At 66.4% G+C, this 21,140-nt stretch carries 17 protein-coding genes; 7 read left to right on the forward strand and 10 right to left on the reverse strand.

The genetic code is table 11. The features are described 5' to 3' along the window. Positions 1-40: 40 nt before the first annotated feature. The 10 genes from CS1BSM3_RS27565 to ald all read right to left on the reverse strand — a co-directional run bounded on the left by CS1BSM3_RS27565 (position 41) and on the right by ald (position 11,442). Positions 41-1,549 carry an ABC transporter substrate-binding protein gene (locus tag CS1BSM3_RS27565; RefSeq protein ID WP_072393722.1) on the reverse strand — a complete coding sequence of 503 codons (1,509 nt, stop codon included), beginning with the start codon at positions 1,547-1,549 and terminating at the stop codon, positions 41-43. A gap of 16 nt (positions 1,550-1,565) precedes the next feature. Then, on the reverse strand, positions 1,566-2,660 hold the full coding sequence (locus CS1BSM3_RS27570) for an ABC transporter ATP-binding protein (RefSeq protein ID WP_072393725.1): 1,095 nt from the start codon (positions 2,658-2,660) through the stop codon (positions 1,566-1,568). Beyond that, entirely contained in the window at positions 2,657-3,616 is a 960-nt protein-coding gene (locus CS1BSM3_RS27575; RefSeq protein WP_244540657.1) for an ABC transporter ATP-binding protein, read from the reverse strand. Before CS1BSM3_RS27575 ends, CS1BSM3_RS27570 begins: the two co-directional genes overlap by 4 nt. A 228-nt stretch (positions 3,617-3,844) precedes the next feature. Then, positions 3,845-5,206, reverse strand: a complete 1,362-nt coding sequence (locus CS1BSM3_RS27580; protein WP_072393731.1) for an MmgE/PrpD family protein — start codon at positions 5,204-5,206, stop codon at positions 3,845-3,847. Positions 5,207-5,301: 95 nt separating this feature from the next. After that, entirely contained in the window at positions 5,302-6,045 is a 744-nt protein-coding gene (locus CS1BSM3_RS27585; protein ID WP_072393734.1) for an SURF1 family protein, read from the reverse strand. A gap of 4 nt (positions 6,046-6,049) precedes the next feature. Then, positions 6,050-6,424 carry a DUF983 domain-containing protein gene (locus CS1BSM3_RS27590; RefSeq protein WP_072393737.1) on the reverse strand — a complete coding sequence of 125 codons (375 nt, stop codon included), beginning with the start codon at positions 6,422-6,424 and terminating at the stop codon, positions 6,050-6,052. Positions 6,425-6,627: 203 nt separating this feature from the next. Continuing rightward, positions 6,628-7,329 (reverse strand): ATP phosphoribosyltransferase, encoded by a 702-nt coding sequence (hisG, locus tag CS1BSM3_RS27595; protein ID WP_072393740.1) that lies wholly within the window; start codon positions 7,327-7,329, stop codon positions 6,628-6,630. After that, positions 7,326-8,504 (reverse strand): ATP phosphoribosyltransferase regulatory subunit, encoded by a 1,179-nt coding sequence (locus CS1BSM3_RS27600; RefSeq protein ID WP_072393743.1) that lies wholly within the window; start codon positions 8,502-8,504, stop codon positions 7,326-7,328. Before CS1BSM3_RS27600 ends, hisG begins: the two co-directional genes overlap by 4 nt. Positions 8,505-8,590: 86 nt before the next feature. Continuing rightward, complete coding sequence (gene hisS, locus CS1BSM3_RS27605; protein WP_072393746.1) at positions 8,591-10,087, reverse strand: histidine--tRNA ligase; 1,497 nt, start codon at positions 10,085-10,087, stop codon at positions 8,591-8,593. 239 nt (positions 10,088-10,326) lie between these two features. Continuing rightward, positions 10,327-11,442 (reverse strand): alanine dehydrogenase, encoded by a 1,116-nt coding sequence (gene ald, locus CS1BSM3_RS27610; protein ID WP_072393749.1) that lies wholly within the window; start codon positions 11,440-11,442, stop codon positions 10,327-10,329. 137 nt (positions 11,443-11,579) lie between these two features. Here ald and CS1BSM3_RS27615 point away from each other — a divergent pair, with 137 nt between their 5' ends. From CS1BSM3_RS27615 to CS1BSM3_RS27645, 7 genes are all read left to right on the forward strand, one after another. Beyond that, positions 11,580-12,047, forward strand: coding sequence for an Lrp/AsnC family transcriptional regulator (locus CS1BSM3_RS27615; RefSeq protein ID WP_072393752.1), 468 nt, complete (start codon positions 11,580-11,582; stop codon positions 12,045-12,047). Positions 12,048-12,230: 183 nt separating this feature from the next. Continuing rightward, complete coding sequence (locus CS1BSM3_RS27620) at positions 12,231-14,189, forward strand: hybrid sensor histidine kinase/response regulator (protein ID WP_072393755.1); 1,959 nt, start codon at positions 12,231-12,233, stop codon at positions 14,187-14,189. Positions 14,190-14,802: 613 nt separating this feature from the next. After that, a complete protein-coding gene (locus tag CS1BSM3_RS27625) occupies positions 14,803-15,924 on the forward strand; it encodes a site-2 protease family protein (RefSeq protein ID WP_348532918.1) in 1,122 nt (373 codons plus the stop codon). A 97-nt stretch (positions 15,925-16,021) separates the two neighbouring features. Beyond that, the gene (locus tag CS1BSM3_RS27630) at positions 16,022-16,690 is read left to right on the forward strand and encodes a DNA-3-methyladenine glycosylase family protein (RefSeq protein ID WP_072393758.1); all 669 of its coding nucleotides are present in this window, start codon (positions 16,022-16,024) and stop codon (positions 16,688-16,690) included. Positions 16,691-16,839: 149 nt separating this feature from the next. Further along, positions 16,840-18,216: a Trk system potassium transporter TrkA gene (gene trkA / locus CS1BSM3_RS27635; RefSeq protein WP_072393761.1), complete on the forward strand. Its 1,377-nt coding sequence runs from the start codon at positions 16,840-16,842 to the stop codon at positions 18,214-18,216. 36 nt (positions 18,217-18,252) lie between these two features. Beyond that, on the forward strand, positions 18,253-19,116 hold the full coding sequence (locus CS1BSM3_RS27640; RefSeq protein ID WP_072393764.1) for a D-amino-acid transaminase: 864 nt from the start codon (positions 18,253-18,255) through the stop codon (positions 19,114-19,116). A 137-nt stretch (positions 19,117-19,253) separates the two neighbouring features. Then, positions 19,254-20,420 (forward strand): M20 aminoacylase family protein, encoded by a 1,167-nt coding sequence (locus CS1BSM3_RS27645; protein ID WP_072393767.1) that lies wholly within the window; start codon positions 19,254-19,256, stop codon positions 20,418-20,420. Positions 20,421-21,140: the final 720 nt, after the last annotated feature.

Raw genomic sequence — 21,140 nt, forward strand, 5'->3', positions numbered from 1 at the left:
CGACGCCTCCCGCTCGCGGTTTGCGGGAGGCGTCGGAAGGCTACTTCAGCTTGACGTTGGCGAGCCGGATCATCCCGTCGGGGTTCGGCACGAAGCCATCGAGCTTGGCGCTCGACGCCCAGATCCAGGCCGGCAGGTACAGATAGATGATCGGGAGATCCTCGCGCAGGATCTTGCCGGCGGCGTCGAAGTGCGCCTTGCGCGCAGCGGTCTCATAGACGACGCGCGAGGCATTGAGCTCCTTGTCCACGGCCGGGTTCGAGTACTTCGTGTCGTTGATGCCGCCACCCGTGGTCACGAACTGGTGGAGGTTGCCATCCGGATCGACGCGGCCTGACCAGCCGACGCGCGTCGCCTGGAAGTCGCCCGCAGTCTGCGACTTGAGCATGGTCGCGAACTCGCTCGAGCGCAGCTTGATGTCGATGCCCGCCTCGGAGGCCATGGCCTGGATCACCTGCGCGACCTGCTGATCGACGGGCGAATTGGCGACCTGCATCTCGAAGCTGAATTTCTCGACACCCGCCTCCTTCAGGAGCGCCTTGGCCTTGGCGACATCGCGCTTCGGTGGGGGGAAGCTTTTGTCATAGTAAGGGCTGGTCGAGGGGAAAGGCTGGCCCGTGGGCTCGAACAGGCCCTCGAAAACCACTTGCGTCAGTGCCTCGCGATCGATCGACAGCGAGAGCGCCTGGCGGACGCGCTTGTCCTTGCCGAGCGGCGTGTCCGCCCGCGCGCCGTTGTTGATGTTGACCGAGATGCCCTGATAGCCGAGGCCGACGACGCTATCGACCTTCAGGGACTTGTCGCCCTTTGCCGACTTCACGTCGCTCGCTGCAAGCCGCTCGAGCATATCGAGCTGGCCGGAGCGCAGGTTCGCGAGCCGCACCGTCGAGTCCGGGATGGTCCGGAAGGTCACCTTGTCGAAGTGATACTTGTCCTTCTCCCAGTGATCGGCGAAGCGCTCGAGCACGATGCGGTCGTTCTGCACGCGCTCGACGAAAGTGTAGGGCCCCGAGCAGATCGGCTTCGGACCGACGGGTTTGTCGAAGCTCGCCGGCGACAGCATCATGCCGGCGCGGTCCGAGAGCTGCGCGAGCAGCGGCGCATCAGGCTTGGAGAGCTTGAAGGCGACCGTCAGCGGATCGACGACCTCGACGGACGTAATGGACGCAATCTCGCTTTTGCGGCGGCTCGTCTTGAGATCCTTCGCGCGCTCCATATTGGCCTTCACGGCGGCGGCGTCGAACGGCGTGCCATCGTGGAACTTCACGCCCGCGCGGAGCTTGAATGTGAGCGTCTTGCCTTCGTCCGAGACCGTCCAGCTCGTCGCGAGGCGCGGTACGAACTCGAGCTTCTCGTTCGTGTCGATGAGCTTGTCGCAGAGTGCATTGAAGACGATGCGGCCGACGAACGTGCGCGCCTCGTGCGGGTCGAGGATGTCGGGATCTTCCTGCAGACCGATGCGGATCTCGGCCGCAGATGCGGGCAGCACAAAGAGCGCCGCCACCGCAAGCGCGGGCAGTCCTCGTGTCAATCTCGCCAGCGTGGGCATGTAATCATCCTCCTTGCTAGGACGTAGCAGAAACGGGTTCAGGCCGAGCCCCGGCAAACAGCTCGAGGCGGCGTCGCTTGGCCGTCGATGCGGACACCGTGGTGACCGCGGGCGGCGCGGGCGGCAGGCGTTCGGCCAGATGGCAGGCGACCGTGTGCCCAGGCGCCAGCGCACGCAGCGCGGGGCGCTCGTTCTTGCAGATGGCTTCGGCGTGCGGGCAGCGCGTGTGGAAGCGGCAGCCGGGTGGTGGCGCAGCAGGGCTCGGCGGATCGCCTTCCAGAAGCTGACGTGCGCCGCGCGCTCCGGGAACCGGCACCGGGATCGCCGCAATGAGCGAGTGTGTATAGGGATGGAGCGGCGCCTCGAAGAGCGCATCGCGATCGGCAAGCTCGACGATTTCGCCAAGATACATGACGGCAATGCGGTCCGAGGTGTGGCGGATCACGGCGAGATCGTGCGCGACGAGGATCAGCGTCAGACCGAGCTCGGCCTTCAGATCTTCTAGAAGGTTGATGACCTGCGCGCGGATCGACACATCGAGCGCGGAGACGGGCTCGTCGCCGATCACGAGGCGCGGGCCGGTCGCGAGCGCGCGCGCAATACCAATGCGCTGGCGCTGGCCGCCGGAGAACTCGTGCGGGTAGCGCTCGGCGTGCTCGGGCGGCAGGCCGACCTTGCGAAGGATGTCGGCGACGCGCTCGGCGCGCTCGCGCCCGCTGGCGAGGCCGTGTACGGCCAGCGGCTCGGCGATCAAAGCGCCAACGGTCATACGCGGATTGAGCGAGGAGAAGGGATCCTGGAAGATCATCTGCATCTCGCGACGCAGACGACGCATGTCCTCCTCGCCGATCGCCGTAATGTCGGCGCCGTCGAACTCGACCTTACCGGCCGTCGGCTCGATAAGGCGCAGGATGAGACGCGCGAGCGTGGACTTGCCGCAGCCGGACTCACCGACAATGGCAAAGGTCTCGCCGCGGCGCACGTCGAAGGAGACACCATCGACCGCGCGGATCAACGGTGCGCGGCCGCTGAGAAGCTGCCGGCCGCCGCCGAAGTGCTTCACGAGAGCCTGGGCCGAAAGAATGACATCGCTGCCGGCGGGCGTGCTCATGCCGCGAGCCCTCCGACGTGCACTTCGAGCGGCGCCTTGAAGCAGGCCACCTGATGGCCCGGTGTGCCTGTCTCGACGAGCGGCGGTACCTCGCTCGCGCAGCGTGCATCGGCGAATGGGCAGCGCGTTGCGAAGCGGCATCCCGCAGGAAAGCGCTGTGGCGGCGGCACGGAGCCGGCGATCGTCGCGAGCCGCCCCTCGCGCTTGCCGAGCGAGGGCAGCGAGCCGATCAGACCGAGCGTGTAGGGGTGCTGCGGATCCGAGAAGATCGCATCGACGGGGCCCGTCTCGACGAAGCGGCCGGCGTACATGACGGCGACGCGATCGGCGACCTCGGCGACGACGCCCAGATCGTGCGTCACGAGGATCATGGCCATGCCGGCCTCGCGCTGAAGCTCGGCAATGAGCGCGAGGATCTGCGCCTGGATGGTGACGTCGAGCGCGGTGGTCGGCTCGTCGGCGATCAGCAGGTCGGGCCGGTTGACCAGCGCCATGGCGATCATCACGCGCTGGCGCATGCCGCCCGAGAGCTGATGCGGATAGGCGTCGAGGCGTTTCTCGGCGGCCGGAATGCGCACGCGGCGCAGCACATCGAGCGCACGCTCGCGCGCCGCCTGCTGACTGCCGCTGTGATGGCGCACGACCGCCTCGGCAATCTGGTCGCCGATGCGGAAGGCTGGATTGAGCGAGGTCATCGGCTCCTGGAAGATCATCGCGAGCCGATTGCCACGCAGATCCGCGAGCTGCTTGCGCGGCATGGAGAGCAGGTCTTGGCCCTGGAAGAGCGCGCGGCCGCGCGTGATGCGGGCCGGCGGGCTCGCGAGCAGGCCCATGACGGCGAGGGCCGTGATGCTCTTCCCGCATCCCGACTCGCCGACGAGGCAGAGGGTCTCGCCGCGGCCGAGGCGGAAGCTCGCACCATCGACGAGGTCTACGCCGTGCCCGTCGAAGCGGATGGTGAGATCATCCACCGCAAGCACATCACCCGTCGAAACGGGACCACCGGCTGCCAAATAAATCCCTCCTGCCCCCATCGCCCCGGCGATGCGGTTTCTGCCACCTCATGCCGAATATGAGCGGTCAGGCATACCAGCAAGTCAAGCGACAAACCGGGCGCAGCGGAAGGGCGCCGGAAATCATGCAATCCCGCGCATTCAGAGGCAGAGCCGTCAGTAAGGCGATGCTCAGGCCACGGCGGCCATGAGCGGCTTGAGGCTGTCCAGCGTCTCGAAACGCTCGATCAGGCGGAGAGCCTCGCCCGTGCGACCGCGGCCGATGACCGGCTCGGCCAGCGAGTGGAACTTCGCGCGCAGCTTCTCGCCCTGCGCGGCGACGTCGCTGGCCGGGATGCCGACATTGGTCTGGGCGAGCAGCTCGCGGCCGTCCTTGAGAACGATGGCGACGGCGGCGCCGTGGCGATGCTCCTGCGGCAGCGGCTTCGTGTCGAGCGTCACGCGGCGCGAGCCCTCGCGATAGACGGGGCGGTTCGCCATCTCGTCGGAGTACGTGCCGAGCGCGGCGGTGTCCTCGCCGCCGAGCGCCATGGCAGCCAGATGCCGGATCGAGAACTTGATCTCGAGCCCGGTCTTGGGCTCGGGGATGTCGCAGACCTTGAGATGGCCGGGATCGACCTTCAGCGTGATCTTCTCGACGTCGCCGAGGCCGATGTTGTGGCGGCGCTTCAGGTCGCGGATGGCCTCGATAGTCGAGTGCGTGAGGTAGCAGGCGGCGTGATACTTGAAGAGGTTCGCCTCGACCTCGAAGGGCGCGGCCGCATCGGGGCGGATCGCCCGTGGCGTGAACTGCGGCACCTGGGTGTAGGCAAATCCCTGCGGCCCCTCGATGGCGTCGTCGCGTGCCGTGAAGCCGCGTGCCGCGAGCCGCGCCGCAATGACGCCGTTCATGGCCGCTTTGCCGACATGCAGCGGCTTGGTCATGGTGCCGAAGTTGTACTTGAGGCCAGCGGCCTCGGAAGCGGCAATGCCGAAGGCGATCGCCGTCTGCTGCGCGTCCAGGCCCATGAGGCGAGCGGCGGCTGCGGTCGCACCGAACGTGCCGAACGTACCCGTCGCGTGGAAACCCTTCTCGTAGTGGCTCTGCCCTGCCATGGCGCCGATCTGGCACTCGACCTCGTAGCCGGCGATGAAGGCGAGGAGCACATCGCGACCGCTCTTGCCGAGCGCCTCGCCGAGCGCCAGAGCGGCTGCACCGACCGGCGCCGTCGGATGGCCGCCCATGTCGGCATTCACATCGTCATAATCGAGGGCGTGCGAGAGCGTGCCGTTGATGAGGGCGGCGTCGTGCGCCTTCGCGCGCGCATTGAGAGCGACGAGCGTCACGGGGCCGTCCTTGCCGCCGAACTCCTCGAGCAGCAGCGGCGCCAGATCCTCGCGCGAGCCGGCGATCGTCACGCCGAACCAATCGAGCAGGGCGTGCTTGGCCCATAGCATGGCGCTGTCCGAGATCTGGCCTGCTGCGAGCGCACTCGACCAGCGCGCGAGATCACGGGTCGGGGCGAGATCAGGAGAGCTGGTGGCAGCAGACATGGACGGTCCTCCTCAGATCGCGGCCAGGGCCGCGTTTTTGCATTGGGAGGAAGTGTACACGAGGAGAGGTCTGCCGGAAGCACTGTCCGGACATATCACCCCGGCTCATTGGCGTGCACGCGCCGGCGGCTGATGACGAAAGCGATCACGACGCCGACCAGTGTTGCGGCGAGCCCGTACCAGGTGAGGGCATACTCCAGATGGCGGTTCGGGAGCGTGAGGCGCGTCGTGCCGCCCTGAGGCCAGCCACCGGGATTGGCCGGCGTGGCCTCGGCATCGAGGAAAAAGCGGAGTGCCTTGTCGGCGTTTGCCCCGAGCGCGGCCCGCGTCATGCCGTCGAAGTCGCGCCAGTACCAAACGCCCGTCTTGGGATCGCGGTTGGGATCGAACATGCCTTGTGCAGGCGGCTCGCGCAGCAGGCCGATGACCTCGACCTCGCCGGGAAGCTGGCCTTGGGCACGGGATGAAGGTGCCTTAAGAGCTTCGGTGACATAGCCGCGGTTGACGAGGATGAAGCGCCCGTCGTCGAGCTGCAGCGGCGTGTAGACGTGATAACCAGGGCCCTGGCGTGGATCGGGCTCCCAGATGAACTGTTCGGCATCGTGGCGGAATGCGCCCCGCGCCTTCACGCGTGCATACTCGTGGCTGCCGGGCGGCTGCTTCTCTGCATCCGCGAGCGCGATCGGCGGCTGATGTACACGCGTGTTGATCTGCGCGATCAGGCCTTCCTTCCATTCCTTGCGCTGCATCTGCCAGGTGCCGAGCGCGAGCAGGATGGCAAGCGCCGGCAGCACCAGCACCAAGGGCCAAACGAGGCCGGCTGAGCGAAGCCTCTGCAACGGCCTATTCCTTGATGAGGCGGCCTTCCTCGGCCTTGTGCTTGAACTGCAGGGCGATCAGCAGCGCCTTCAGGAAGCGCAGCAGGCCGAGTGCGAGCAGCGGCGTGCCGACACCCCAGAGCAGCAAATGCACCCAGAGCGGCGGCCCGACCTTGAACTCGAGAATGAGCGCACCGCCGAGGACCAGGAAGCCGAGGATCATGATGGCGAAGACAGCAGGGCCATCGCCCGTGTCGATGAACTTGTAGTCGAGGCCGCACTTCTCGCAGCGCTCGCGCAATGCGAGGGGCCCGCGGAACAGCGGACCTTCACCGCAGCGCGGGCAGCGCGCCGTGAGGGCGGCCTTCAGGGCCGGAACGGGCGGGGTATTGGGATCCATGGCGCATCCACATCAACCACCTCATTCCTCCCCCCTTGTGGGGGAGGTTAGGAGGGGGGGATTGCAGAGCGCTAGCGGTAGGGGTTCCCCCACCCCAACCCCTCCCCACAAGGGGGAGGGGAAGAGCGCCACAGCAATCACTGAGCGACTAAGCACCATAAGGGCCGCGCTGCAAGGACGACGACGACGCAGCGGCCCTAGCTTCAAAGACTGGCAATACGGCGGGCGACCTCGGCAAGCGTCGCGCGCGTGCTGGGCGTCCACTCGGCGGCGCGGGAGGAAAAGAGCGTCGCTTCCGAGCGCAGCAGCACGCCGTCGCCGAGCACCTTGAGACCATTCGCCTTGAGCGTCGTGCCGGTCGTCGTGATGTCGACGATCAGCTCGGCCGTGCCGGCCGCCGGCGTGCCCTCGGTCGCGCCGAGGCTCTCGACAATGCGGTAGCTCGTGATGCCGTTCGCCTGGAAGTGGCGGCGCGTGATGTTCATGTACTTCGTCGCGACGCGCATGTGGCGATCGTGCACACGGCGGAAGTCGCGTCCGACGGCCTCGAGATCGCTCATGACGCGCACGTCGATCCAGCCCGCCGGCACCGCAACCACGACATCGGCATTGCCGAAGCCGAGCTTGCGCATGATCTGGAAGCGCTTCTCCATGTCGGAGACCTGCTCGCGCGCGAGGTCTTCACCCGTGACACCGAGATGCGCGCGACCCGCCTTGAGCTGCTCGACGATTTCGGAGGCCGAGACGAAGATCACCTCGATGCCTTCGATCCCCTCCACGATGCCGCGATAGCCGCGCTCCGAGCCGACCTTCTTCAGGACGAGGCCGGCACGCGCGAAGACTTCCGCCGTCTGCTCCATGAGACGGCCCTTGGAGGGTACGGCCAGGATCAGCGGGTCGCTCATGGGGTGCCCCCTCCGGCCGCCAGCAGCAGCCGGTCCGTGTAGATCGCGGCGCCGACCGCGGGAATGGCCTCGGGAGCGCCGATCACGCGCAGCAGCTCGTCGTAGCGCCCGCCGCCGGCAATGGGGCTCGCGGGCCCGAGCTCCTCGGAGCAGATCTCGAAGACGAAGCCCGTGTAGTACTCGAACTGGCGGCCGAACTCGGCGTCGAAGGTGGCCTGCGCGATGTTGGCCCCGCCCTTGGTCAGCAGCGACAGGCGCCGCTCGAAGGCATCGAGTGCCTCGCCAATGTCGATATCATTGCGCTGGAAGAGGTCCTTGATGCGCGCGCCCGCCGCGCGGACCGGCGCCGAGATCGAGAGGTAGTTCTCGATCAGATCGGCAATGGATTTCGGGAGCGGCGCCGAGTGCGCGTCCTCGGCAATGGAGAGCAGGCGGCCGGCTATCTCGGACACGGCACGCGTGCCGATGGCCTCGATCGCGTTGCTATCGAGATAGTCCTGCACGAGCGCCTCGGCCTTCGCGGGCGCCGCGGGATCGAGCTTGGCGATGAGATCAGCAGGCAGGCCCTCGATGGCCGATCCGGGCACGGTGCTCAAGCGCTTCAACTCGGCGCGGAAAGCCTCGGGACGCCAGAACTGCGCGATGAGGCGATGCCGCCAGCGCTCGGGAATGTCGACGGCATCGAGCAGCGCATCGAAGAGGCCGAGATCGCCGATCCGCAATTTCGGTGCCTTGAGACCGGCCGCCTTCACGGCCTCGAGCGTGCGCAAGAGCACCTCGGCATCGGCCTTGGCTTCGTCGATCTGCGCATAGAGCTCGATGCCGGCTTGGCGGAACTCGCGCGGGTGCGCGGGCGAACCGCCGCCCGGCTGATAGCGGAAGACCGAGCCGTTGTAGCAGTAGCGCGCGGCGACATCGGCATCGGGATGGCGCTGGAGATAGATGCGCGCCGTCGGCACGGTGAGGTCGGGGCGCAGGCACAGCATCTCGCCGTCCTGGTCCGTGAAGACGTACGTGCGTGCACGCAGGCGCTCGCCGACGACGTCGAGGAAGATGTCCGCCGGCTGGATGATCGACGGCGCGACGCGCTCGTACGCGGCCTCGTTGAAGACCGCCATGATGACCGCGGCCTGCGCCTCGAGTGCCTCGAAGCTGTCGGATGTTTCAACTGCCATCTTTTCAGTCCGCCGGCTGCTGGAAAGAGGCCGTGCCGCCCGACCGTTCTGCACGGCCGGCGGAAGATTTTCGCCGAGGTTTCATGTCAGTCACCGGAATGCCGCTCGAGCACGCCCTTCACAGCAGAAACCAATTGGTCTTCGGAAACTGAGAACTGGGCCGGGCGCCCTTCGCGCCACTCCTTGGCATCCTTGATCGTCTCGGAAGCCTTGGCGCCCTCGATCAAATCCTTGATCTGAACCTCACCCTTCGCAATCTCGTCACCGCCCTGGATGACGACGCAAGGCGCGCCGCGCCGGTCCGCGTACTTCATCTGCGCCTTCATGCCCGACGTGCCGAGGTACATCTCGGCGGAAATGCCCGCCTGGCGCAGGCGCTGAGCGAGGCGCTGGTAGCGCGGCAGATCCTTGCGATCCATGACGAGCACAACAACCGGGCCGTGGCCAGCGTTGCTCTCCCCCTTCTTCAAATATTGGAGAGCGGACAGAAGGCGCGACACGCCAATGGAAAAGCCGGTCGCGGGTACGCGCTGGCCCGTGAAGCGGGCGACGAGGTCGTCATAGCGTCCGCCGCCACCGACCGAGCCGAAACGTACGGGTTGGCCGTCGTCGCCGGTAACCTTGAAGGTCAGCTCGGCCTCGAAGACGGGGCCAGTGTAATATTCGAGGCCGCGCACGACCGAGGGATCGATGCGGATGCGGTCCGCACCATAGCCCGAGCCTTCGGCAAGCGCCGCGATCTCATCGAGCTCGTCGAGGCCTTCGCGGCCGACGGCGGTGTCATCGAGGACAGCGCGGAGGCGCGCGACGGTCTCTCGCCAGCTCGCTGCTGCCTCTACCGACACATAGCCGATCACCTTGGCGATCTGCGCCTCGTCCAGGCCAGCACCCTTGGTGAAATCCCCGCTCTCGTCCTTGCGGCCCTTGCCGAGCAGCGCCCGAACGCCCTCGACGCCGAGACGGTCGAGCTTGTCGATGGCGCGGAGCACGGTGAGGCGGCTGGCGGCATGTTCCTCGCCCGCAAGGCCGATGGCCTCCATAACGCCGTCGAGCACCTTGCGGTTGTTGACCTTGAGCACATAGTCGCCGCGCTTGATGCCGAGGCGCTCCATGGTGTCGGCCGCGAGCATGCAGATCTCGGCGTCGGCCGCGACGCTCTCGGAGCCGACGGTATCGGCATCGAACTGGGTGAACTGGCGGAAGCGGCCGGGACCGGGCTTCTCGTTGCGCCAGACGGGGCCCGTGGCGTAGCGGCGATAGGGCTTCGGCAGGCGGTCGTAGTTCTCGGCGACGTAGCGGGCGAGCGGCGCCGTCAGGTCATAGCGCAGCGAGAGCCACTGTTCGTCCTCGTCCTGGAAGGAGAAAACGCCGGCATTGGGCCGGTCCAGGTCGGGCAGGAACTTGCCGAGCGCGTCCGTATACTCGATGGCGCTCGTTTCGAGGGGCTCGAAGCCGTAGGACTCGTAAACCTCGCGGATCGTCGTCAGCATGCGGGCGAGCGCGCGCGCGTCGGCCGGGCCCGTGTCCTGGAAGCCCTTGGGCAGGCGCGCCTCAGGGCGCTGATCTTTCTTCAGTTTTTGCATGGCGACGCGCGGTGGTGCCTCACGGATGGCAGCAGTTTGGCCGCCTTATATCCGTTTGCACCCCGCGGCGGAAGTCGAACCGGGCGGAGGAATGGGTTGCAGAGGCTCACTTCTCCTTCTCCCCGTCCTTAATGGGGAGAAGGTCGGGATGAGGGGCGGCGGCAGACGCAACGTCAGCATATGTGGCCGCCCCTCACCCTAACCCCCTCCCCGCGAGGGCGGGGAGAGGGCATCTCTTCTCACCCAATCGCCGCCCGGGCGGGGACCGCCTCGACTCCCAGGGCCTCGGCAACGGCGGGGTAGGTGATGCGCCCGGCATAGACATTGAGGCCCGCCAGCAGGTGCGGATCCTCGGCCATGGCCCGCTTTGGCCCCTTGCCAGCCAGCGCCAGGATGAACGGGAGCGTCGCGTTATTGAGGGCGAATGTGGACGTACGCGCCACGGCCCCCGGCATGTTCGCCACGCAATAGTGCACGACATCATCAACGATGAAGGTCGGCGCGGCGTGCGTGGTCGGGCGCGAGGTCTCGGCGCATCCGCCCTGGTCGATCGAGATATCGACGATGACCGAGCCGCGCTTCATGGCCTTGACCATATCGCGCGTGATGAGCTTCGGCGCCTCGGCCCCCGGCACGAGCACGGCGCCGATCACGAGATCGGCTTCGAGCACATAGTCCTCGACGGCCTGCCGGGTGGAGAAGACCGTCGTCAGCCCGGCGCCCATCTGCGCCTTCAGCTCGGCGAGACGATCGAGGTTGATATCGAGGATGGTGACGTGCGCTTCGAGGCCCATGGCCATGCGCGCCGCATTAGCACCGGACACACCGCCGCCGAGCACCACGACCTTGGCCGGCGGCACGCCCGCCGTACCACCGAGCAGCATACCGCGGCCGCCCTGCTCCATCTCGAGGCAGTGCGCGCCTGCCTGGATGGCCATGCGCCCCGCAACCTCGCTCATGGGCGCCAGCAGCGGAAGACCGCCGCGCGCGTTGGTCACCGTCTCGTAGGCAATGGCTGTCGCACCGGACGCCATCAGCGCCTTGGCCTGCTCGGGATCGGGCGCGAGGTGCAGATACGTGAAGAGCGTCTGACCTTCGCGCAGCATCTTGCACTCGGCAGGCTGCGGCTCCTTGACCTTCACGATCATGTCCGCCTTGGCGAAGACCTCCGCCGCGGTGGGCAGGATGACCGCACCGGCCTTGCGATAGTCGTCGTCGGAGATCCCCTGGCGCAGCGCCGCGTTGGTCTCGACCATGACCTCGAGACCGCGCGCAACCGCCTCGCGCACCGAGACCGGCGTCATGCCGACGCGATACTCGTGGACCTTGATCTCCTTTGGAACGCCAATCCGCATAATCGCCTCCCGCTGCCGCTCACCACGATCAAAATTTAGGCTGTAAGACGAGCAAAACGGCACGAAACTGCAGTGCCGAAAGCGCGTTTCATGCAATAATTTACTGATAATCCCTCAAGTTCAGGGACATCCTTCGAATGACAGTCGATCCGATCGACCGGCGCATTCTCCGCGCCCTGCAGACGGACAGCCGCCAGACTGTAGCCGAAATCGGCGCGGTCGCCGGGCTCTCGCCCTCCGCCTGCCACCGGCGGATCAGAAGCCTCGAGCAGGCCGGCGTCATCGCCGGCTACACCGCACGCCTCGACCGTCGCGCGCTCGGCTATGCCATGGAGTTCTTTGTCGAGGTGGCGCTGCGCTCGCAAAGCGACAAGGCGCTCGAGGCCTTCGAGAGGGCCGTCGAAGCCACGCCTGAGATCCTCGAATGTCACCTCATGGCGGGCGATACGGATTATCTGCTGCGCGTTGTCGCGGTGGACGCCGCTGATTTCGAGCGTATTCATCGGGAGCGACTGGCGCGTCTTCCACACGTCGCGCGCCTCCAAAGCCACCTCGCCATTCGCACGGTGAGGCCATGGGCCGGCTATCCGCCGCGCGAGACCTGATATGGCACGCACGCGAGCGTCGCGTTGATTTTTATCTTTCTTGTACGGGAAACCAAGTCTGCAGACGCCCCCGGCGTGACAGTCGGGATCGTATGATTGTAGTTCTTTGGAGCCAGTATGAATGGGCCATGCCCGAGTCTCAATTGAAGCGGCGCCCGAGGCGGGCCTCGCAAAGGACGCGACATGAACGCCGCAATCAATGACGCCGCGCGCCTCAGAGCCATTCTCGACTCGGCGGTGACTGCCATCGTCACGATCGATGCGCGCGGCATCGTTCATGGCGCCAATCCCGCCGTCGAGCGTATGTTCGGCTATGCCGAGGCAGAGCTGATCGGCCGCAACGTCTCCATGCTCATGCCGGACGATCTGGCGCGCGCGCATGACGGTTTCATCGCGCGCTACCTGGCAACCGGCGATCCCCGCATCATCGGCATCGGCCGCGAAGTTACGGGCCAGCATAAAGACGGATCGAGCGTACCGCTCCACCTTTCGGTCGGCGAGTTCGAGGACGGCGGCGTCCAATACTTCACCGGCATCATGGTCGACCTGAGGCGCCAGCGCCTGACCGAGCGTCAGCTCGCGCGCGAGGAGGCGCTCTTCCAGTCGATCTTCGACAGCGTTCCCGATGCCTTCGTCGTGACCGACACGGACCGCAACATCCAGGTCGCGAATCCGGCCTTCGGGCGCATCTTCGGCTTTGAGCCGGGAGAGATCGTCGGCCGGCCGATCACCGCACTGTTCGACGAGCCCGAGGAGGCCGCGCTGCACATGTCGTCGGCGCCGTCCCTGGAACGCCAGCAGCAGCAGCAGCCGCAAGCCCCCATCATCGCGAATTTCCGTCGCCGCAATGGCGAGCGCTTTCCCGGCGAGGCCGTGTGGTCGGAGGTGCGCGACGGCGCCAATGTCGGCGTCGGTTATGTCGCTCTCGTCCGCGATGTGACACGTGAGCTCAAGCGCGAGACGGCGACGCGTACGGCCCAGCGCCTCGAAGCGATCGGCCAGCTCACCGGCGGCATCGCCCATGACTTCAACAATCTGCTGACGGTCATCGTCGGCAACCTGGAGCTGCTCGAGCCGCGCCTCTCAGATGACGCCCAGCTCGATCTGCTGCGCGAGGTCAAGGAGGCTGCGGAAAAAGGGGCCCAGCTCACCGACCATCTGCTCACATTCGCCCGGCGCCAGAGGCTCGAAAGCCAGAAGATCTCGCTCAACACCATGGTGACGACCGTTGCCGATCTGTTGCGCCGCACGATCGGCGCCAACATCGTCCTCGACGTGGTGCCGTCGTCCAATCTCTGGATGACGCGGGCCGATCCGGGGCTCATCGAGACCGCGATCGTCAACCTGGTCCTCAATGCGCGCGACGCCATGCCGGTCGGTGGCCGCATCGTCGTGGAGACACGCAATGCGATCCTGGACGCCTCAGGCGCCGAGCTGATCCCCGGCCTCCAGGTCGGCCAATACGTGGTCCTCTCGGTCACGGACAACGGAAACGGCATGCCACCCGAGGTCGCCGAGCGCGCCTTCGAGCCGTTCTTCACGACCAAGGGCCCGGGAAAAGGGAGTGGGCTCGGCCTTGCGTCGGTCTACGGCTTCGCGCGCCAATCCGGCGGTCAGGCGACGCTCTACAGCGAGGTCGGCAAAGGGACCACGGTGCGCATCTATCTCCCGCGTGTGGATGCGGATGACAGCGTGGGCCCGAAGGGACGCCGGGAAGAGCCGCTGCCGCTCGGGAACGGCGAGCTGGTTCTTGCGGTCGAGGACGATGCCAATGTGCGGCGGCTGACCATTCAGCGGCTGACGGCGCTCGGTTATGAGGTGGAGGCGGTCGGCGATGCGAATGCAGCGCTGCGCGCCATCGACAATGGCCTGCGGCCGGCTGTCGTGTTCACGGACTACATGATGCCGGGGGGCATTTCCGGTCTGGAGCTTGCCCAGCGCCTTCGCGCCCAGCATCCCGAGATCGCGGTGCTGCTGACCACAGGCTATGCCGGAGGCCTGATCGATGCGGGCGACATCAACGCGCTACGCATCAAGGTTCTGATGAAGCCCTATCGCCAGGCCAAGCTTGCACAGACGATCCGCGAGGCGATCGACACGAACGATGCGACGCGCTCGCCTGAGAGCGCATCTCTCATCTGAAATCTTTGAAGGATCTCAACCGGAAATGGTTGAGCGTGCCGACGGAAAATGCGCTCGCTCCATCCCGCAACTGGATGGAATGCGGCTAAAGGCGACCGCGGCCCGACGTCAATTGACCTGCATTAAAAGAAACAGCCCGACACCCATTGCGGGGCCGAGCAGCGCCGAGACGATCACCATGATCATGGGCTTGACTAACATGACTCACCCCGCACACGGCACCCCGCACGGTGCCGACTTACCGCACACATCGCGTCTCGCCCTGCCCCGACAAGATGCTCTGCTGCCTAAGATATATACAGCATCATCCCAATTTATGCACGTACCTTCTTGACACTGTCACGTTCTGTGGATAAGCGCCCCGCCCCGCATCTGCGGCCGGCGCGGGCATGACACGCTAACTGCCCGAACTAGAATTGCTTTTTGGCCGGCATTAAGTGCCGATCTGAGCAAAACAACACGACTCACTGCTGTAATGGGCACAGATTATTTGTGCGCCGCATATAACGGGATTGCTTGCCCGATCTGCATCATACGCCCGCCGGTCGCGGCAACGGCGCGTATCTGCTAAGTTCAACTCTGACGGGACGAACTGAGAAGGATCGCGCCTCACATGATGGGTTGGTCGATATCGCTCGGACGGATCGCCGGAACCGAAGTCCGCATACACCTGACCTTCTTCCTCCTGCTGGCCTGGTTCGGCCTCGTGGCGGGGGCTCAGGGCGGCGGTGGTGCGGCCGCCTCTGCCATCGCCTTCATCCTGGCCATCTTCGCCTGCGTGCTGGCGCACGAGTACGGCCACGTCCTGATGGCGCGGCGGTTCGGCATCGGGACCCGCGACATCATCCTGCTGCCGATCGGCGGCGTCGCGAGCATCGAGCGGATGCCCGACAACCCCACCCAGGAGCTGCTGATCGCGCTCGCAGGGCCCGCGGTCAACGTCGTCATTGCACTGATCCTCATCCTGTTCTTCGGGGCCAACATTCATCCGGGCAATTCGGATCCGGCCGCGCTCCAGAACATCGACTTCGTCTCGCGACTCGCGCTGATCAACATCGTGCTGGTCGTGTTCAACCTGCTGCCTGCCTTTCCCATGGACGGCGGGCGCGCGCTCAAGGCGCTGCTCTCCTACAAGCTCGACAAGGTCACGGCGACGCGGATCGCGGCCCGCATCGGGCAGGCGGCCGCGTTCGGGCTTGGCTTCCTCGGGCTCTTCGGCAATCCGCTGCTGATCTTCATCGCTCTCTTCGTCTTCCTCGCCGCCAGCCACGAGACCTATGCGGTGGAACTCGGCGAAGCGACGCAGAAGGCGAACATGCGCGACGCCACGATCACCTCCTTCAGCCACCTCGACACCACGTCCAGCGTCGGCGATGCGGTCAAAGCCCTGCTCGGCACGCCGCAGCGGGAGTTCCCAGTAACCGACGGCGCCGGGCGGCTGCGCGGCGTGCTCACCCGCGATGGCATGATCCAGGCGCTCGCGAGCAGCGGGCCCGATACACCTGTGCTCGACGTCATGGAGCGCGAAATTCCGACGATCGGCTACCGGGCACCGCTCTCACAGGCGGCCGAGCTGCTCCACTCCAGCGGCAAACCCCTCGTCGGCGTCGTCGATGACGGCGAGCGCGTGGTCGGCATCATCACGCTCGAGAACCTCGCCGAGTTCATGCTGGTCGAGCGGGCGAGCCAGGGCTGGCGGCGGAGCCATGGCGGCGATGTCAGGAGTGTTCGCTAGGGGCGTCGAATCCAGGTTCCCTCGGCGCGCGCGCTCTGGCAGGCTCCCGCCGCCCGGTATGCCGGGCCTGTTCACCCGAGCCCCAAGTTGTCGGACGATGCCTCGCGCCAAGAAACGCCCATCAATCATCATCCAGAACGACGATGACGTGCGCACCGGCGTGCGCGCGCTCCGTCGCAAATGCGCGATCCTGCGCCATGCCCACGACATCGCGGGAGACCCGCCGCTGCGCCGCCGCGAGCCGGGCTTCGAGGGGCTTGCGCGCATTATCGTCGGCCAGCAGCTATCGATCGCCAGTGCCGCCGCCATCTGGGGGCGCTTCGAGGAAGCGCTCCGCCCCTTGAATGCAGCCAAGGTGCTGGCGGCACCAGATGAGCTGCTGCGGGCCGCCGGTCTCTCGGGCGGCAAGATCAAGACGCTCAGGGCCATATCGACCGCCGTGAACTCGGGCCAGCTCGATCTCGATGCACTCGAGACCGCACCGGAGCTCATGGTGCACGAGTCACTCCGGCAGGTCAGCGGGATCGGCCCCTGGACGGCCGATATCTATCTCATGTTCTGCCTCGGCCGCGCCGACGCCTTCGCCCCCGGCGATCTCGCCCTGCAGATCGCGGCCGCCATCGCCGCCAAACGGGGTGATCGCCTGTCGCTCGGAGAGCTCGAGGAGCTGGCCGAGACCTGGCGGCCCTGGCGCGGCGTGGCGGCCCGGCTCCTCTGGGCCTACTATGCCGCCGTCAAGGCGCAGAAGTCCGGCGCGCCCGTTTAGAGTTGCATGGGGGCTGCGAAGATCGCCTGAAGGCCGCCTAACGTCCCAATTCCAGCGAAATTCCCAACCATCTCACGCGCACGGCGTTGTCGCGTCGCGGCCCAGGCTGTAGACGGGAGCCAAAAGCGCGCGCCTGGAGGCGCTCCATCATGAAGGTACTCGTCTGCGGTGCCGGGCAAGTCGGCTACGGCATTGCCGAGCAGCTCTCTGCCGAGGGCAACGACGTCACACTGATCGACGTGCGCCCCGACCTCGTTCAGAAGGTCAACGACACGCTCGAAGCCCGTGCCTACGTGGGCAACGGCGCCCACCCCGATGTGCTGGAACGGGCCGGCGCGCGGGAATGCGACATGATCATCGCCGTGACGCTGCACGACGAGGTCAACATGATGGCCGCGCAGGTCGCAGGCACGCTCTTCGACGTGCCAACCAAGATCGCGCGCGTGCGCTCGCAGACCTACCTCAACAAGGAATGGGCGAAGCTCTTCAGCCGCGGCGGCATGGGCATCGACGTCATCATCTCACCCGAGCGCGAGGTCGGCGAGATGGTGCTCCGCCGCCTGTCGCTGCCTGGCGCCTTCGACAACGTGAGCTTCGCAGAGGGAGCCGTCGCCTCGATCGGCCTCACCTGCGACAGCGACTGCCCAGTGATCGACACGCCGCTGCGCCAGCTCTCCGAGCTCTTCCCCGATCTTCCTGCGGTCGTCGTCGCCGTGCAGCGCAGAGGCGAGATCATCGTCCCGCACAGTGACGATCACATCGCCGAGGGCGACGACGTGTATGTCGTCACGCCTGCCGGGCAGGTCGCGCGCACGCTCAGCATCTTCGGACAGGCCGAGGCCCCGACGCGTCGGGTCGTGATCGCAGGCGGCGGCAATATCGGCCTCTACGTCGCGCGCGAACTCGAGCGCCGCCACACGGGCGTGCGCGTAAAGATCATCGAGGCGAGCCGTGGCCGCGCCGAGGAGATCGCCGATCACCTCGAACGCACTGTGGTCCTGCACGGCAGCGCGCTTTCCGAGGAGCTGCTGCGTGAGGCCGAGATCGCGAGCGCCGATACGATCGTGGCGCTGACCAACGACGACCAGGTCAACATCCTCGCTTGCGCCCTCGCCAAGCAGCTCGGAGCGGCGCGCAGCCTCTGTCTCGTCAACAGCTCGGGCTATGCGAGCGTGATCCGCTCCTTCGACATCGACTCCGAGATCAATCCGCGCTTTATCACTGTGAGCCGCGTCCTCCAGCACGTGCGCCGGGGCCGCATCATCGCCGTGCACAGCATCGGCAGCGGCGCGGGCGAGATCATGGAGGCCGAAGCGCTGGAGACGGCGCCGATCGTCGGCAAGGCGCTCAAGGACCTGCCACAGCTCAAGGGCGTGCGCGTCGGCGCCATCGTCCGCGGCGGCAAGGTCATCGTTCCCGACGGCGACACCCAAATTCAGGTCAAGGATCGCGTCATCCTGTTCGCGCGGACGGACAACGTGCGCGACGTCGAGCAGCTCTTCCGCGTTTCCATCGAGTTCTTCTGAGCGCGTTGGCGCACCAATCCAACAACCGGAGGTCAGATGACCCGCATCGTCTACGTGAATGGCCGCTACCTGCCCTATGCCGAGGCGGCGATCCATCCTGAAGATCGCGGCAACCAGTTCGGCGATGCGGTCTACGAGGTCTGCGAGGTACGGGAGGGCCGCCTGACCGACGAGACGCGCCACCTTGCGCGCCTCGAGCGCTCGCTCGGCGAGCTCGGCATACCCGAGCCCATGAGCCGCGCCGCATGGGGCCGCGTGCTGCGCGAGACCATCCGGCGCAATCGCGTGCGCAACGGCCTCGTCTATCTCCAGGTTTCGCGCGGCGTCGCCCGGCGTGATTTCTTTTTCCCGGCCCCTGATACGCTTCCGACCGTCATCTGCCTCGCGCGCCGCCTCTCCTCCACCAAGGCTGAATCGCAAGCAGCAAAGGGCATTGCCATTCAGAGCACGCCGGACGTTCGCTGGGGACGTTGCGACATCAAGACCGTGATGCTGCTCCCCGCCACCATGGCCAAGCAGCGAGCGAGGGAAAGCGGCGCCAATGACGCCTGGTTCGTCGATGAGAAGGGCTATGTGACGGAGGGCGCCTCCGCGAATGCGTGGATCCTCGACCGCGACGGCAAGCTCGTAACGCGGGCTCTCGACAATGCCATTCTGCCGGGCGTCACCCGCGCGACGCTGCTCGACGTGCTCAAGCGCGAGGGGATCGCCGTCGTCGAGCGCCCGTTCACGATCGAGGAGGCGCAGGGCGCACGCGAGGCGTTCATCACCTCGGCGACGAGCCTCGTCATGCCGGTGGTCACGATCGACGGCAAGCAGGTCGGCAACGGCGCGCCGGGGCTGCTCGCTCTGAAGCTGAGGGCCGCTTTCCACGAGGTCGCGGAACGCGCTCCCGCATGAAGCCGAGCGCGGTACCGTGTTGCATCAGCCGCAACTCGTTCCCGCTCCGGTCCGGTTGACCGCCGCGAGGCGAAGGCGTTTCATGGCGCCGCTCAGCCGATCATCATGCTTCCCCAACCACGCTCTCGAGGAACTCCATGCCCGTCATCAATCGCGTCTCGGCACTGAAGGAAGAGATCACCGAGTGGCGCCGGGACATCCATGCGCATCCGGAGATCCTCTACGAGGTCCATCGCACCGCGGCCCTCGTGAAGGACAAGCTCATCGAGTTCGGCTGTGACGAGGTAGTACCGGGGATTGGCCGGACCGGTGTCGTCGGCGTCATCCGTGGCAAGACGAACAAATCGGGCCGCGTGATCGGCATGCGCGCCGACATGGACGCGCTCCCCATGCAGGAGCTGACGGGGCTGCCCTATGCCTCGAAGATCCCGGGCGCCATGCACGCCTGCGGCCACGATGGGCACACCGCCATGCTGCTCGGCGCGGCCAAGTATCTTGCCGAGACCCGCAATTTCGACGGCACCGCGGTCGTGATCTTCCAGCCCGCGGAGGAAGGCGGCGCGGGCGGCAAGGCCATGGTCGACGACGGCATGATGGACCGCTTCGGCGTTCAGGAAGTGTACGGGATGCACACGGCGCCCGGTCTTCCGGTCGGCGCCTTTGCGACGCGCCCCGGCCCGCTGCTGGCCGCCTCGGACCGCATCGACATCGCCATCGAGGGCGTCGGCACGCACGCGGCCAAGCCGCATCTGGGCATCGATCCCGTTGCCATCGGCTGCCAGCTTCACGCCGCGTTGCAGACGATCGTCGCGCGCAATGTGGATCCGGTTCACTCCGCGGTGGTGTCGGTGACCATGTTCCATGCCGGCGACGCGATGAACGTCATTCCCCAGACGGCGCGCCTCCAGGGCACCGTGCGCACGCTCAAGGAAGAGATCCGCACGCTGGTCAAGAAGCGCATGGCCGAGATTTGCGACGGCATCGCCAAGGCGCATGGCGCGAAGATCACGCTCACGTACTCCGACGGCTATCCCGTGACCGTCAATCATGAGGCGCAGACGCATTTCGCCGCCAATGTTGCCCGCGAGGTCTCGGGGGAAAAGGCCGTCAACGACAACGCCCCGCCCGTGCTTGGCGGCGAGGATTTCGCCTACATGCTCGAGGCCCGGCCCGGCGCGTTCATCTTCCTCGGCAATGGCGATACGGCCGGCGTGCACCACCCGGCGTATGACTTCAACGATGATGCCATTCCCGTCGGCGTCTCTTACTGGGCACGCCTCGTCGAGACTGCCATGCCCGCATAAGCGGGGCCGATCGCACCGCAGCTCGCCTCAACTTCCACGTGCCGCCCGCTGAAGGGCGGCGCGGCGCCTACTCGTGTTCGTCTTCGTCCGGCCGTTCCCCGACGCGGCGCTGGTCGCCGCACCCCTTCCGCCGGAAGAGCCTGCCGCGCTGGGCTCGCAAAGGCCAGCGCCCGCCTCACCCTCAATGCGTGTGATTCAAATGCGCCACCCGCGGGTGTTGCATAAAATCCACCTGTAGTTGCATTAAGCCGCAAGACGCACGCAATGCGTTTGCGCGAGGCGTGCAATTCCTCTACCACACAACTGCAAGTTGCGGCGACGCTGAGTCCTCCAGTCGAGGTCTCAAACGCGACCAGTTCTGACGCGCTTCCAAACCGCGTCGGGCCGATCGCGAGCGCAGGAAGCAAGCCCGGTGCTCACCTGGTCCTGCCGCGGACCGCGTACGTGATCGAGTTCCGCGTCTGTTTCCAACCGCGTTCCCCCGTGACGGCGTGCGCTTGAGGCGCGTGCGTGCGGCCCCGAGGGAACACGAAAAGACAAACCGCCGGGCTGCGCACTCTGCTTCCGCGCTGGAAGCATTGGAAATGGAGCACTGAACTATGAATGGGGGATCGATGACGACACTCAGTCGCATTTCGATGGCCGCCGTCGCCGCGCTGATCGTGGGTATGGGCCCCGCGTCTGCCGCCGACCTCGGTGGTAACTGCTGCGCCGACCTCG

The sequence above is a fragment of the Hyphomicrobium sp. CS1BSMeth3 genome, from assembly GCF_900117415.1.
Classification (GTDB): Bacteria; Pseudomonadota; Alphaproteobacteria; order Rhizobiales; family Hyphomicrobiaceae.